At 71.0% G+C, this 13,232-nt stretch carries 16 protein-coding genes; 14 read left to right on the top strand and 2 right to left on the bottom strand.

Features of this window, described 5'->3' with window-relative positions; translation table 11 throughout:
* The first annotated feature begins 10 nt into the window (after window positions 1–10).
* From EBO15_RS01880 to ccsB, 5 genes are read left to right on the top strand one after another with little or no spacing between them, the layout of a single operon-like run.
* Window positions 11–649, top strand: coding sequence for a histidine phosphatase family protein (locus EBO15_RS01880; RefSeq protein ID WP_122192519.1), 639 nt, complete (start codon window positions 11–13; stop codon window positions 647–649).
* 45 nt (window positions 650–694) lie between these two features.
* The gene (locus EBO15_RS01875) at window positions 695–1,273 is read left to right on the top strand and encodes a TlpA family protein disulfide reductase (RefSeq protein WP_122192518.1); all 579 of its coding nucleotides are present in this window, start codon (window positions 695–697) and stop codon (window positions 1,271–1,273) included.
* A gap of 11 nt (window positions 1,274–1,284) precedes the next feature.
* Entirely contained in the window at window positions 1,285–2,025 is a 741-nt protein-coding gene (locus tag EBO15_RS01870; RefSeq protein WP_122192575.1) for a cytochrome c biogenesis CcdA family protein, read from the top strand.
* A gap of 3 nt (window positions 2,026–2,028) precedes the next feature.
* A complete protein-coding gene (gene resB / locus EBO15_RS01865) occupies window positions 2,029–3,885 on the top strand; it encodes a cytochrome c biogenesis protein ResB (RefSeq protein WP_122192517.1) in 1,857 nt (618 codons plus the stop codon).
* A 5-nt stretch (window positions 3,886–3,890) separates the two neighbouring features.
* Window positions 3,891–4,859, top strand: coding sequence for a c-type cytochrome biogenesis protein CcsB (ccsB, locus tag EBO15_RS01860; protein ID WP_233615856.1), 969 nt, complete (start codon window positions 3,891–3,893; stop codon window positions 4,857–4,859).
* 96 nt (window positions 4,860–4,955) lie between these two features.
* Here ccsB and EBO15_RS01855 read toward each other — a convergent pair whose 3' ends face one another.
* Entirely contained in the window at window positions 4,956–5,264 is a 309-nt protein-coding gene (locus EBO15_RS01855) for a PLD nuclease N-terminal domain-containing protein (protein WP_122192516.1), read from the bottom strand.
* Between the two features lie 104 nt (window positions 5,265–5,368).
* On the opposite strand from EBO15_RS01855, the gene EBO15_RS01850 reads away from it, so the two are divergent.
* Window positions 5,369–6,346: a hypothetical protein gene (locus EBO15_RS01850; RefSeq protein WP_199744275.1), complete on the top strand. Its 978-nt coding sequence runs from the start codon at window positions 5,369–5,371 to the stop codon at window positions 6,344–6,346.
* A 46-nt stretch (window positions 6,347–6,392) separates the two neighbouring features.
* A complete protein-coding gene (locus EBO15_RS01845) occupies window positions 6,393–6,641 on the top strand; it encodes a hypothetical protein (RefSeq protein WP_122192515.1) in 249 nt (82 codons plus the stop codon).
* A gap of 653 nt (window positions 6,642–7,294) precedes the next feature.
* Here the strand turns inward: EBO15_RS01845 and EBO15_RS01840 are convergent.
* Complete coding sequence (locus EBO15_RS01840) at window positions 7,295–7,501, bottom strand: BldC family transcriptional regulator (RefSeq protein ID WP_122192514.1); 207 nt, start codon at window positions 7,499–7,501, stop codon at window positions 7,295–7,297.
* A gap of 255 nt (window positions 7,502–7,756) precedes the next feature.
* On the opposite strand from EBO15_RS01840, the gene EBO15_RS01835 reads away from it, so the two are divergent.
* From EBO15_RS01835 to EBO15_RS01805, 7 genes are all read left to right on the top strand, one after another.
* Window positions 7,757–8,725, top strand: a complete 969-nt coding sequence (locus tag EBO15_RS01835) for a threonine ammonia-lyase (RefSeq protein ID WP_122192513.1) — start codon at window positions 7,757–7,759, stop codon at window positions 8,723–8,725.
* Window positions 8,726–8,764: 39 nt separating this feature from the next.
* Entirely contained in the window at window positions 8,765–9,007 is a 243-nt protein-coding gene (locus EBO15_RS01830; protein WP_122192512.1) for a DUF4229 domain-containing protein, read from the top strand.
* Between the two features lie 237 nt (window positions 9,008–9,244).
* Window positions 9,245–9,946, top strand: a complete 702-nt coding sequence (locus EBO15_RS01825; RefSeq protein ID WP_122192511.1) for a demethylmenaquinone methyltransferase — start codon at window positions 9,245–9,247, stop codon at window positions 9,944–9,946.
* A 133-nt stretch (window positions 9,947–10,079) separates the two neighbouring features.
* Entirely contained in the window at window positions 10,080–11,336 is a 1,257-nt protein-coding gene (locus EBO15_RS01820) for a geranylgeranyl reductase family protein (protein ID WP_122192510.1), read from the top strand.
* 164 nt (window positions 11,337–11,500) lie between these two features.
* Entirely contained in the window at window positions 11,501–11,860 is a 360-nt protein-coding gene (locus tag EBO15_RS01815; protein WP_026414223.1) for an NADH-quinone oxidoreductase subunit A, read from the top strand.
* Window positions 11,861–12,412, top strand: a complete 552-nt coding sequence (locus EBO15_RS01810) for a NuoB/complex I 20 kDa subunit family protein (protein WP_122192509.1) — start codon at window positions 11,861–11,863, stop codon at window positions 12,410–12,412.
* A complete protein-coding gene (locus tag EBO15_RS01805; protein WP_122192508.1) occupies window positions 12,412–13,146 on the top strand; it encodes an NADH-quinone oxidoreductase subunit C in 735 nt (244 codons plus the stop codon). The genes EBO15_RS01810 and EBO15_RS01805 overlap by 1 nt, the downstream gene beginning before the upstream one ends.
* Window positions 13,147–13,232: the final 86 nt, after the last annotated feature.

Genomic DNA, 13,232 nt, shown 5'->3' with positions numbered 1-13,232 from the left:
TGGCGACGCGATGACTGAGAAGACGATCGTTCACCTGCTGCGGCACGGTGAGGTGCACAATCCCGACGGGGTCCTGTACGGCCGGCTGCCCGGGTTCCGCCTCAGCGAGGACGGAAACGAGATGGCCAAGACCGCGGCCAAATGGTTCGAGGGGCGCGACGTGACCGCGCTGTTCTCCTCGCCCATGCAGCGCGCCCTGGAGACCGCCGCGCCGCTGGTCGACACCTTCGAGCTGCCCGTCACGGTGGACGACCGCCTCATCGAGGCGGACAACCACTTCGAGGGCCTGACGTTCGGCGTCGGCGCGGGCAGCCTGAAGCGGCCCGAGCACTGGCGCTACCTGTGGAACCCGCTCCGTCCGTCCTGGGGTGAGCCCTACACCCAGATCGCGCGCCGGATGCGCTCCGCGGTGATCGCCGCCCGGGACGCCGCGACCGGCCACGAGGCCGTCTGCGTCAGCCACCAGCTGCCGATCTGGATCCTGCGCCTGCACGCCGAGCACCGCCGCCTCTGGCACCACCCGGGCCGCCGCGAGTGCAACCTCGCCAGCGTCACCAGCCTGGAGTTCGAGGGCAGCCGCCTCGTCGGCGTCTCCTACGCCGAACCCGCCGTGGGCATCGGCGGGGGGACCGGTGTCGCGGGCGCCTGACCCTGTCGCTACATTGAGTACTACGTCTTGTAGTAGGAGGGTGCGTTGAGTCTCCGGATCCCGCTCGTGAGCGCCGCCGCGACGTCGTCCGTCGTGCTGCTCGCGGGCTGCGCGGGCGGCGGCACCGGCGGTCCCACCGCCGGTGACAACCGGTTCATCGCCGGAAACGGCAAGATCCAGGAAGTGTCCGCGACGACCCGGCACACCGCCCCGCAGGCGGAGGGCAGCACCCTGGAGGGCAGGCCGGTCAAGCTGTCCGACCTGCGCGGCAAGGTCGCGGTGGTCAACTTCTGGGCGTCCTGGTGCGCGCCCTGCCGGGGCGAGTCCCAGTCGCTGGAGCAGGTCTACCAGCAGAACAAGAACAACGGCGTCGAGTTCCTCGGCGTCAACTTCAAGGACGACAAGGACAACGCCCTCGCCTTCGAGCGCGGGCGCAAGGTGTCCTACCCGAGCGTCTTCGACGGCGACGGGCGCATCGGCCTGGCGTTCAAGGACGTCCCGCCGAACGCCATCCCGACCACCCTCGTCCTCGACCGGCAGGGCCGGATCGCGGCGCGGGTGCTCGGCGCGACGACCTTCTCCACGCTGAACCCCATCGTGACCAAGGTCCTCGCGGAAAAGTGATCCTCGCGGCGGTGAACACCGAGACGACCGTCACCAGCGGCTCGCTGCTGGCGGCGGCCCCGCTGGCCGCGCTCGCGGGGCTCGTCTCGTTCGTGTCGCCGTGCGTCCTGCCGCTCGTCCCCGGCTACCTGTCGTACGTGACCGGGATGACCGGCGCGGACCTCGCCGAGCAGCGGCGCGGCCGCCTGCTCGGCGGCGTCGCGCTGTTCGTCGGCGGCTTCACCTTCGTCTTCGTCAGCATGGGCGCGGTCGCGGGCGGCCTCGGCCGCTGGATGCTGGAGTACCAGACCACGATCCAGCGCGTCCTCGGCGTCATGACGATCGTGTTCGGGCTGGCCTTCATGGGCTTCATCCCGGGCCTCCAGCGGACGTTCAAGTCGGGCCGGCTGCCGAACGCCGGCATCGCCGGGGCCCCGCTGCTCGGCGTGATCTTCGGCCTGGGCTGGACGCCCTGCATCGGCCCGACGCTCGCCGCCGTCCAGTCCCTGGCGATCACCGAGGCCAGTTCGAGTCGCGGCGCGCTGCTGTCGGTCGCCTACTGCGTCGGTCTCGGCCTGCCGTTCCTGCTCACCGCGCTCGCCTACCGCCGCGCGCTCGGCGCGTTCGCCGCCGTCAAGCGGCACTACGCGCTGGTCATGCGGATCGGCGGCGGCATGCTCGTGCTCATCGGAATCGCGCTGGTGACCGGGCTCTGGAACGAAATGACCATCCAGATGAAGTCGTTCATCGGCGGCTTCGAGACCCCGATTTGAGCCATGGCCGAGACAGACACTGAGAGCGCGAAGGCGGAGAAGGCGGCGACGACCGGCGAAGCGGCCGAGCCGGCCGCCCTGGACACCGCGTCCGACGAGGACACCGCGTCCGATCAGGACAACGCGTCCGATCAGGACAGCGCGGCCGACAAGACCGAGGAGGCGGCGACCGCCGCCCCCGCCGGGCGGACGCCCGCCCAGGAGGGCCCGCGTCCCAAGGGCATCGGCCCGATCGGCTGGCTCCGCTGGGCCTGGCGGCAGCTCACCACCATGCGGACGGCCCTGATCCTGCTGTTCATGGTGGCGCTCGGCGCGATCCCCAGCTCCTTCCTGCCGCAGCGCGGGCAGGCGCCGGAGAAGGTCGCCGCCTACTTCCAGCAGCACAAGGCCCTCGCACCCTGGCTCGACCGGTTCTCGCTGTTCGACGTGTTCGCCGCGCCCTGGTTCGTGGCGATCTACATCCTGCTGTTCGTGTCCCTCGCGGGCTGCGTCCTCCCGCGCCTGGTCAAGCACTTCCGGGCGATGCGCGCCCAGCCGCCCGCCGCGCCCCGCAACCTCGCCCGGCTGCCCCAGTCGGCCACGTTCGAGACGACCCGCACCCCGGACGAGGTGCTCGCCGAGGCCAGGGCGCTCCTCAAGAAGCGCCGGTTCCGCGTCGCGGACGGCACGGGGTCGGTGGCGTCCGAGAAGGGCTACGTCGGCGAGCTCGGCAACCTGATGTTCCACCTCGCCCTGCTCGGCCTGCTGTTCTCCCTCGGCGTCGGCAACCTGTTCGGCTACCGGGGCGACGTGCTGCTCCGCGAGGGCTCGTCCTTCGCGAACACCCTCGCCCAGTACGACCAGTTCAAGCCCGGACGGGCCTTCGACACCGGCGAGCTCTCGCCGTTCTCGATCACCCTGGACGACTTCCAGGCCAAGTACGAGCTCAAGGGCGAGAAGCGCGGCCAGGCCACCGACTTCCACGCGGCGATCACCTACCGCGACACCCCGGACGGCCCGCAGAAGCACTACAACCTGAAGGTCAACCACCCGCTGAAGATCGGCGGCACCAAGGTCTACCTGCTCGGGCACGGCTACGCGCCCCAGTTCACCGTCCGGGACGGCAAGGGCCAGGTCGCCTTCCGCGGCGCCGTCCCGTTCCTCCCGCAGAACCCGCGCACCCTCCAGTCCGAGGGCGTGATCAAGGTTCCGGACGCGCAGCCGACCCAGCTGGCCTTCTACGCGATCCTGTGGCCGACCGCGACCGCCACCTCCGACGGCAAGCAGATCGTCTCGGAGTTCCCGGCGGCGCTGCGGCCGGTGATCTCCATCGTCGGGTTCAAGGGCGACCTCGGCCTGGACAGCGGGAACGCCCAGTCGGTGTACCAGCTCGAGGGCCTCGGCAAGACGCTGAACCCGATCAAGCGCGGCGAGAAGCTCATGGAGCCGGGGGAGACCTTCAAGCTCCCCGACGGCTCCGGGTCCATCACCTTCGAGGGCATGAAGGAATGGACGAGCCTGTCGGTCAACCACGACCCGGGCCGCGTCCCCGCCCTCGCCGCCGCCGTCCTCGCCATCCTCGGCGTGATCGCCTCGTTCACCGTCCGGCGCCGCAGGGTGTGGGTCCGTGCGAGCGCCGCGGAGGACGGGCGTACCGTGGTGCATGTCGGCGGGCTCACGCTCGGGAACCCGACCCCGGAGTTCGACGACGTGGTGGCCGCGCTGCGCGGCACGCCACAGGGCTCCGAGACCTCGGAGCCGACGACCCCGGTGTCCGAGGAGACCGGAACGCCGGAGGACGCAGCCACCGGCGACAAGTCCGACCTGTCCGGAGCCGAGACGTCCACGTCGGCGGCGGACGACCCTTCTGACAAGGAGTGACGAGGGTGCATACCGCCGACCTCGCCAACCTGAGCGACAAACTGATGCTCAGCACCGTCGTGCTGTACATCGTCGCGCTGGTGGCCTACGCGGCCGACCTGGGCTTCGGCCGCAAGAGACAGCCCGCCGCCGCGGTCCGCACGGAGGCCAAGGTCCTCGTCGGGGCGGACGGCCCGGACGTGACCGAGGTCGTGGCGTCCCCGGAGCCCGCCGCCGAGGACGACCGCCGCCGGATCGACTGGGCCCGCCTCGCCGTTCTGCTGAACGCGCTCGGCTGGGCGTCCCACCTGGGGATCATCCTGTCTCGCGGCCTCGCGGCGCACCGCTGGCCGTGGGGCAACATGTACGAGTTCCTCACCGCCATCGCGTTCGCCGCGGTCACCGCGTACCTGGTCGTCCTGGTCCGCTACAAGGCCCGCTTCCTCGGCGCGTTCGTCATGGGCGCCGCCGTGATCGCCCTCGGCGTCGCCAACATCTGGCTGTACGACTCGGTCGGTCCCGTCACCCCGGCGCTGAACTCCTACTGGATCGCCATCCACGTGACCGCCGCGATCATCGCGACCGGCTCGTTCACCGTCGCGGGCGCCGCCACGATCCTGTACCTGCTGAAGTCCCGCCGCGAGGCCGGCGGCCCGATCGCCGAGGACTCGGTCTGGGCCCGCGTCCCCGCCATCGACGCCCTGGACCGCCTGGCCCTCCGCGTCACCACCTTCGCCTTCCCGATCTGGACGGCCGCCATCGTCATGGGCGCCATCTGGGCCGACGAGGCGTGGGGCCGCTACTGGGGCTGGGACCCCAAGGAGACCTGGTCCTTCGTCACCTGGATCGCCTACGCCGCCTTCCTCCACGCCCGCGCCACCGCCGGCTGGAAGGGCCGCAAGGCCGCCGTCCTCTCCCTGGTCGCCTTCGCCTGCCTGATCTTCAACTTCTTCGGCGTCAACTACATGTTCTCCGGCCTCCACTCCTACGCCTGACAGCACCGCGAAGGGCGTCCTCCCCAGGGGAGGACGCCCTTTTCGCATGCCCGGCCGGCCCGGCCCCGAGAAGGTCCGCGCCGTCAGTCCGCGCCGTCAGTCGTCGCCGTGGATCCGGCGGCTCAGGGCGTGGAGGAACGCCGGGTCGTCGTCGGGGCCCTTCGGGGCGTCCGGGTGGCGGTCGAAGCCGGCTCCGGGCGGCAGCAGCACCGACTCCAGCCGCCGTCCGCGCGGACGGCCCGCGAGCAGCCACAGGACGGAGCCGAGGACGAATCCGAGGAGGGCGATCAGCAGCCAGACGGGCTTCGGGAGGAGCCGCACCTGGCGTTCGTCGCTGGTGAGGACGTCCAACAGGCAGAAGAGCCAGCCTCCGACGAGGACGACGGCGATGAGCGCGTAGGCCATGGGTCAACGTTAGTCCTCGACTTGGGGGGATGACGGCGTGTCGGGGTTCGGCTTACGCTGCCCGGAGGCCCCGCACGGGGCCCCGCGAGAACGCGAGGAGCCCGATGCGGTTCAAAGGCATCCATCGCCGGTCCCCCGGAGTCGGGTCGCGCCGTGGGGACGCCCGGTACTCGCCCTCGCCGCCCGAGCCCGGGCGGTCGCGGGACTCGGGCGCCTGGCAGAGCCCCGAACCGGCGCAGATCCGTCCGCGGGGCGCGCAGCCCCGCGACCGGTTCGGGCGGTTCCGCAAGGGCGGCCGCGACGACGCGTACGCGGCCCGTCCCGAGGGCGACGTCCCCGGCCCGGACCCGGCGGCCGCGGCCGGACGCCACCGGATGCGCGCCGAGCAGCCCGCGAAGGTCTACTCGTGGAGCGACTTCGAGCTGGACGACGAGCCGGTCCCGCCGCGCGCCGCGCCGCGTCCGCCCGACAGCCCGCCCGCCCTGGACGGACTGCGCCACTGCGGCGTCCTGGAGAACGTCCTGCACCGGCAGTGGGACGCCCGGCAGGGCCCGCCGTCGCCCGAGGTCGTCCGCGCCGTGGAGAGCCTGGCCATGCTGCCGGACTCGCTGAAACGCAGGCTCGCGGACGGCCTCTCGGGGATCTACGTCGGCCCGGGCGGCGTCCCGCACCTGGACGACATGGGGCACCTGCGCGGCCGCCCGCTGCCGTCCGGCCGCGCGACCTGGGACATCTGCGCCGGAGCGTACGGCGACCGGAAGATCGTTGTCGGTGACCGTCCGTCCCCGACACCGGACGTGATGATGCACGAGGTCGGGCACGCGCTGGACGACGTCGACGGCGGCGACGGCGCCTGGCAGTCCGACACGCCCGCGTTCCGCGAGCTCTACGAGATGTGCGGGCCGTACCTGATGAGCGACTTCCACCAGCAGCCCGACGCCCTGGGGCGCCGGGAGTTCTTCGCCGACGCGTTCGCCGCGATTTCCTCCCGGCAGCGTCCGGCATTGGTGGATATGCTCTCCGGCAACATCCGCGCCGCCCTTGAGGTCATGCTCTTCTTCAACCGCCGATACGGAATCTGACCTTGCCCTCCGCCAACGGAAGACAAGCCAGCGAAGGTGATTCCCGATGTACGTGATCCGGCTCCCCGACGGCACGCTCAGGGTGCCGCACGGTGTCCTGCTCGACGGCGGTGACGGCGGACGGGTCATCGCCGACGCGTACGTGGAGATCGGCCCGGCCGACCCCGACTACGACCGCCTCCTCGGCCAGTCGCTCACCGAGCAGGAGCTCGAGGCCCGCCGCCGGTCCTGGCGCGAAGGCGACGCCGACCTCCAGGCCACCTTCGAATCCTGGAAACGCGACCAGGACTCCTGACCCCCGAGCGCCACCCCGCCACCCCGCCACCCCGAGGAGCGGAAGGCCCGGATCGCGCGCCCCTTGCGCCACTCGGTGAACGCCATGTCGCGCGCAGCTTGTTCTCCCAGGTGAGAGCCACTCTTTGCACCGTCCCCACGCTTAGTGCCCCGCATGTGAAGGGCGTCCGCAATGGCGCCGCGCGGTGTGAACGTCGTCGTTGCGCGTCTGCTGCCGTTTAGGGGGTGGGCGCGTAATCCCTTTGAGGGGAATGGTGGGGGCCGGGAGAAGGGGGTGGGGTGTGGAAAAGGGAAGCGTGGCGAGTGAGGGATGCGAAATCCGTGGACTAATGGCCCGGGGAGTGGTGGAAACGAGGTGCCGTGACGCGCGGGGAAGGCGCCGAGACGTGGGGCTGGAACGTTGCAAAAGGGGTGCGGGGAAAAGGGAGGGGTCGCGGGCGTCCAAGAGGCCTCGGGGTGAGGCGGGAGGCCCGGTGGCGCTGAGGACGCGCGGACTCGGCGGGTCGTCCGCGCGCCGTCAACGTGTTCGTTCGGGCACCCGCGAACGGGTGCCCAAAACAGAAGACCGCCTGCTACCGGCGGGTGTGCCGGTGAGGCGGGGCCGGAAAGTCGGTGCCGGGGCCGTCCGCGCCGGGCAGGCGCGGGCGGGTCCCGTCAGCGGACGGCCGAGTGCTCTGCGACCGGTTCGTCGCCGCGCAGCAGCGCGTGCACTTCGGACTCGCGGAAGCGGCGGTGGCCTCCGGGCGTCCGGATGCTGCTGATGCGGCCCGCAGCGGCCCATCGGGTGACCGTCTTGGGATCAACCCTGAAGAGCGCGGCGACCTCTCCGGGGGTCAGCAGGCGCTCGCTGGTGCTCTCCACGTTCTCTCTCCCCCTTTGTCCCGCTCTCGGTGCGGGTGGACTGTTTCCTAGTGTGGCGGAGCAAGACCGATTTCTCCCTTGTTTTCGCAAAACATCACGCTGCGTAGTTCGGCGAGCTGGAGAGATCACCGACCGTAAACATGGTTTTGGACACTACGGACACCGTGCCCACCTTCCGTACCTCGCGCCCCGCCCGTGACGGCCGCCGGGCGGTCCGTTATCGCGCGCCGATCGTGAGCGAATAACCTCGCTTCCATGCCCGCACTCGTGACCCTCGCGGACGTCGAGCACGCGGCCGGCCTGCTCGCCGGAACCGCCGTCCGGACGCCGCTCGTGCCGTTCCCGACCAATGACGGCGGCCGGCTGCTGCTGAAGGCCGAGTCGCTTCAGCCGGTCGGCGCGTTCAAGCTGCGCGGCGCCTACGCGACCATCGCCGGGCTGCCCGAGGACGAGCGCGCCAAGGGGGTCGTCGCGCATTCCAGCGGCAACCACGCCCAGGCCGTCGCCTGGACGGCCCGCGCCCACGGCGTCCGCTGCGTGCTGGTCATCCCGCACACGACGCCGGGCGTGAAGGTGGAGGCGTGCATCGCGCTCGGCGCGGAGATCGTCTACGTCGAGCCGACGCTCGAGGCCCGCGTCGAGACGGCGGAGAAGCTGGCCGCCGCGCACGGGTTCACGCTCGTCCCGCCGTTCGACGACCCGCGCGTGATCGCCGGGCAGGGCACCGTCGGGCTGGAGATCGTCCAGGACGAGCCGGACGTCGACCTGGTGCTCGTCCCCGTCTCGGGCGGCGGGCTGGTCTCGGGCGTCGCGGTCGCGGTCAAGGCGCTCCATCCGAACGCCAGGGTCATCGGGGTCGAGCCGGAGCTCGCGGCCGACGCGCGCGAGTCGCTGCGCGCGGGCCACCCCGTCCAGTGGGCCGCCGAGGACACCGGGCGCACCGTCGCCGACGCGCTGCGCGTCCAGCGGGTCGGCGACCTCACGTACGCGCACATCCACGAGCTCGTGGACGACATCGTGACCGTCACCGAGGACCAGATCAGGCTGACCATGCGCCGGATCGCGCGTGAGGCCCGTCTCATCGCCGAGCCGGGTGGAGCGGTCGCGGCCGCCGCGTACCTGTACCGCCGCCCGTTCCTGCCGCCCACGCGGACCGCCGTGGCCGTCCTGAGCGGCGGAAACGTGGATCCGGCACTCTTCCTGGAGGTCCTCGGGCAGGGGTGAACCGGGGCATCGGGAGACCGGGAGTAGCCTGGAGCCGCCATGCGTTCCGTTCTGTTCTACACCTCCGCGCGCCTGGGGATCTTCGTCGCCACGACGGCCGTCCTCTGGCTGACGCCCCTGCGCAAGGCGCCGATCTTCCTGCTCCTCGGCGCCCTCGTCATCAGCGGTGTCATCAGCTACGTGCTGTTGTCCACCCAGCGTGACGCGATGTCCGCGACGATCGTCAACGGCGTCCGCGACAAGAAGTCGAAGCTCGAGGATTCCCGCGGCAAGGAGGACTGACCTCCCGCCCGTCCGCGCCAGGCCCCGAGCGACCCCGAACATCGAAGCCCTCACGCCCGCCGTGGGGGCTTTCGCATGCCCGAGGGCGGTCCTGGAGCCGGCGATGCGGAGCCGGTGGTCCGAGGCCGGTGATCCGAGGCCGAACGGACCCCGGCCCGTGGCTGCCGTGACGCGGTTTCACCCGTGTGGCCGTGGACCGTTCGCACCGGCTCCGGGGCGGCCTCCTAGGCTGGTGGTATGACCCGCGCCAATCTCGACAAGAAGCCCGCCGACGTGGCGGCCATGTTCGACCGGACCGCCGACCGGTACGACCTGCTCAACACCCTCATGACCGGCGGAATGGAACGGTGGTGGCGGCGGGAGGTCGTGCGCGCCGTGGCCGCCCGGCCGGGGGAGAGGGTGCTCGACCTCGCGGCCGGGACCGGCACGTCCTCGGTGCCGTTCGCGGACGCCGGGGCCGAGACCGTCGCCTGCGACTTCTCCCTCGGCATGCTCCGCGTCGGACGCCAGAGGCAGGCCGGGGTCGGCAACCTCGCCTTCGTCGCGGGCGACGCCCTGCGGCTGCCCTTCGAGGACGGCTCGTTCGACGTCGTGACGATCTCGTTCGGCCTCCGGAACGTCCAGGACACCGAGGCGGCGCTGCGCGAGATGCGGCGGGTCGCCAAGCCGGGCGGACGGCTTCTGGTGTGTGAGGTCAGTCACCCTCCGAACCGGCTGCTGGACGCCGGGCACAAGGCGCACCTCAAGGTCGGGCTGCCGCTGCTGGCCCGGGTGTCCTCCAACCCGGACAGCTACACCTATCTCGCCGATTCCACGCTGGCATGGCCCGATCAGGCGGCCCTGGCCTCGATCGTGCAGTCCGCCGGCTGGACGAAGGTGCGCTGGAAGAACCTGACCTTCGGGGTCGCGGCGATGCACCACGCCGTCAACCCGGGCTGACCCCGCCACGTGGGTTTTGCACCGGTCCAAAACCGTCCGGGCGCAGAGGTACCCACGAGCGGCTCCAAAGGAATAGACTCCCCATCGGATTCTTGTGAAGTACTTCACAAGCGAACGAAGTAAGAGGAACGCTGTGACCGACTCCACCCGACACGCGGACGTCATCGTCGTCGGGGCCGGACCCGCCGGGTCGTCCACCGCCTACTGGCTGGCGCGCGCCGGCCTGTCCGTGTTCCTGCTGGAGAAGGCCACTTTCCCGCGCGACAAGATCTGCGGTGACGGCCTCACCCCCCGCGCCGTCCGGGCCCTGATCTCCATGGGCGTCGACATCGACGCGCCCGGCTGGAGCCGGAACAAGGGCCTGCGGATCTACGGCGGCGGCAACCGGATCGAGCTGCCCTGGCCCGAGCTGGCCAGCTTCCCCGACTTCGGCCTCGTCCGCTCCCGGATGGACCTCGACGAGCTGCTCGCCCGGCACGCCGCGTCCGCCGGCGCCGAGCTGATCGAGGGCTGCAACGTCACCGGCCCGATCATCGACGAGCGCACCGACCGCATCACCGGCGTGACCGCCCGGCACAAGGGCGAGGAGATCACCTTCCACGCGCCCCTGGTCGTCGCCGCCGACGGCAACTCGACCCGGCTCTCGGTGGCCATGGGCCTGGAGCGCCGCGCCGACCGTCCGATGGGCGTGGCCGTCCGGCGCTACTACGAGTCGCCGCGGTCCACCGACGAGTACATGGAGGCGTGGCTCGAGCTGTGGGACGGGCAGCGCCTGCTCCCCGGCTACGGCTGGGTCTTCCCCCTCGCGGACGGCACGGCCAACGTCGGCCTCGGCCTCCTCAACACCTCCAAGGCGTTCCAGAACGTGGACTACCGCGGCATGCTCAAGGGCTGGACGGCCCAGATGCCGCCGGAGTGGCGGTTCGACGAGGAGCACGCGACCGGGCCCGTCCGCGGCGCGGCGCTCCCCATGGGCTTCAACCGGCAGCCGCACTACGCGCGCGGCATGCTGCTGGTCGGCGACGCCGGCGGGATGATCAACCCGTTCAACGGCGAGGGCATCGACTACGCCCTGGAGTCCGGCCGGCTGGCCGCCGAGATCATGGTCCAGGCGCTCGCCCGGCGCACCCCGGCGCAGCGCGAGCGGACCCTCTACGAGTACCCCCGCATCCTCAAGGACGAGCACGGCGGCTACTTCACGCTCGCCCGGGTGTTCGTGCAGGCCATCGGTGACCCGCGGGTGATGAAGTTCCTCACCGCGCACGGCCTGCCGCATCCGACGCTGATGCGCTTCACCCTCAAGCTTCTGGCGAACCTCACCGACCCCAAGGGCGGGGACGCGTTCGACCGGATCATCAACGCCATGCAGAGGGTGGCGCCCGCCGCTTAGACCCCGACCCCCGGAGGGGAGTGCTATTGATCACCTTGGACAGGACGACGACCCGGCCGTGTGACCGCAGTCACGCGCGGGGCGTCGTCGAGGCGTGGGCTCCGCGTGCGCGGAGACCTCGCCTGTACAGCGTTGTACGCCCCGAGGAGAGGAAGTAGGACTCCGTGGACCTCTATATCCCGATCATCGTGTTGGGGGTTCTGGCGTTCGCGTTCGCCGCGGGTTCGGTGTTGATGGCCTCGATGACGGGGCCGAAGCGTTGGAACCGGGCGCGTCTGGACGCCTACGAGTGCGGGATCGAGCCGACCCCGCAGCCGGTCGGCGGGGGCCGTTTCCCCGTCAAGTACTACCTGACGGCGATGCTGTTCATCGTCTTCGACATTGAGATCATCTTCCTTTACCCCTGGGCCGTCACCTTCGACAGCCTGGGGGTCTTCGGTCTTGTGGAGATGGTCCTTTTCATCCTCACCGTGCTGGTGGCGTACGCCTACATCTGGCGGCGCGGTGGTCTGGAGTGGGACTAAATGGGTCTTGAAGAGAAGCTCCCCAGCGGCTTCCTGCTGACGACCGTCGAACAGGTCGCCGGCTGGGCGCGGAAGAGTTCGGTGTGGCCCGCCACCTTCGGTCTCGCCTGCTGCGCGATCGAGATGATGGCGGCCGGCGACCCCCGGCACGACTTCTCCCGGTGGGGGATGGAGCGTGCCTCGGCGACGCCGCGGCAGGCCGACCTGATGATCGTCGCGGGCCGGGTGAGCCAGAAGATGGCGCCGGTGCTGCGCCAGATCTACGACCAGATGACCGAGCCCAAGTGGGTCATCGCGATGGGCGTGTGCGCCTCGTCCGGCGGCATGTTCAACAACTACGCGATCGTGCAGGGCGTGGACCACATCGTCCCGGTGGACATCTACCTGCCCGGCTGCCCGCCGCGGCCGGAGATGCTGCTGGACGCGATCCTGAAGCTGCACGACAAGATCCAGAACACCAAGCTCGGTCCGCAGCGGGCCAAGCAGATCGCGGAGCTGGAAGAGTCCAGGCGCCGCCAGCTGCCGCTGCTCGGACAGGGGACGGTGCTGTGATGAGCGAGAACAAGCCCGAGCAGGACGCCGGCGGACTTCCCGCCCGGCGCGAGGACGTCCAGGCCGAGCCGCCGGTCGCCCGGATGGGCATGTTCGGCATCCAGGGCTCCGGCGACACCTCCGGGTACGGGGGTCTCGTCGTCCGGCAGGCGCCGAAGGTGTCCTCGCCGCGCCCGTTCGGCGGGCCCGAGGGCGCCGCCGACCCGGGCGAGTTCGACGAGGTCGCCGACACCCTCGAGGGGCTGCTGCCGACGTTCGGCGACGCGGTCGAGCGGATCGTCGTGCACCGCGGCGAGCTGACCCTCCACGTGCGGCGCGAGCACCTCGTCGAGGTCGCGACCACCCTCCGGGACGCGCCGGACCTGCGGTTCGAGATGTGCATGGGCGTGAGCGGCGTGCACTACCCCGAGGACGAGGGCGCCGAGCTGCACGCCGTCTACCCGATGCTGTCGATCACCCACAACCGGCGGATCCGCCTGGACGTGTCGTGCCCCGACGGCGACCCGCACATCCCGTCGCTGGTGCGGCTCTACCCGACCAACGACTGGCACGAGCGCGAGACCTTCGACTTCTTCGGGATCGTGTTCGACGGCCACCCGGCGCTGACGCGGATCATGATGCCGGACGACTGGGTCGGTCACCCGCAGCGCAAGGACTACCCGCTCGGCGGCATCCCCGTCGAGTACCGCGGCGCCGAGATCCCGCCGCCCGACCAGCGGAGGTCGTACCAGTGAGCCCCTCCACCAAGTACACCGAGTACGACGCGTACGCGGCCGCCGCCGAGGAGGCCGCCGAGGGCCGCGTCTTCGACGTCAGCGGG

This window comes from Actinomadura harenae, from assembly GCF_003696215.1.
In the GTDB taxonomy this organism is placed as follows: Bacteria; Actinomycetota; Actinomycetes; order Streptosporangiales; family Streptosporangiaceae; genus Spirillospora; species Spirillospora harenae.
The sequence above is the reverse complement of the archived record's forward strand: the minus strand, read 5'-3'. Positions and strand labels throughout refer to the sequence as shown.

Coding starts and splice junctions, on each gene's coding strand:
- EBO15_RS01810 (WP_122192509.1), top strand. CDS start 11,861: ATGGGTCTTGAAGAGAAGCTCCCCAGCGGCTTCCTGCTGACGACCGTC.
- EBO15_RS01855 (WP_122192516.1), bottom strand. CDS start 5,264: ATGGCCTACGCGCTCATCGCCGTCGTCCTCGTCGGAGGCTGGCTCTTC.
- EBO15_RS01845 (WP_122192515.1), top strand. CDS start 6,393: ATGTACGTGATCCGGCTCCCCGACGGCACGCTCAGGGTGCCGCACGGT.
- EBO15_RS01805 (WP_122192508.1), top strand. CDS start 12,412: ATGAGCGAGAACAAGCCCGAGCAGGACGCCGGCGGACTTCCCGCCCGG.
- resB (WP_122192517.1), top strand. CDS start 2,029: ATGGCCGAGACAGACACTGAGAGCGCGAAGGCGGAGAAGGCGGCGACG.
- EBO15_RS01880 (WP_122192519.1), top strand. CDS start 11: ATGACTGAGAAGACGATCGTTCACCTGCTGCGGCACGGTGAGGTGCAC.
- EBO15_RS01830 (WP_122192512.1), top strand. CDS start 8,765: ATGCGTTCCGTTCTGTTCTACACCTCCGCGCGCCTGGGGATCTTCGTC.
- EBO15_RS01825 (WP_122192511.1), top strand. CDS start 9,245: ATGACCCGCGCCAATCTCGACAAGAAGCCCGCCGACGTGGCGGCCATG.
- EBO15_RS01835 (WP_122192513.1), top strand. CDS start 7,757: ATGCCCGCACTCGTGACCCTCGCGGACGTCGAGCACGCGGCCGGCCTG.
- EBO15_RS01850 (WP_199744275.1), top strand. CDS start 5,369: ATGCGGTTCAAAGGCATCCATCGCCGGTCCCCCGGAGTCGGGTCGCGC.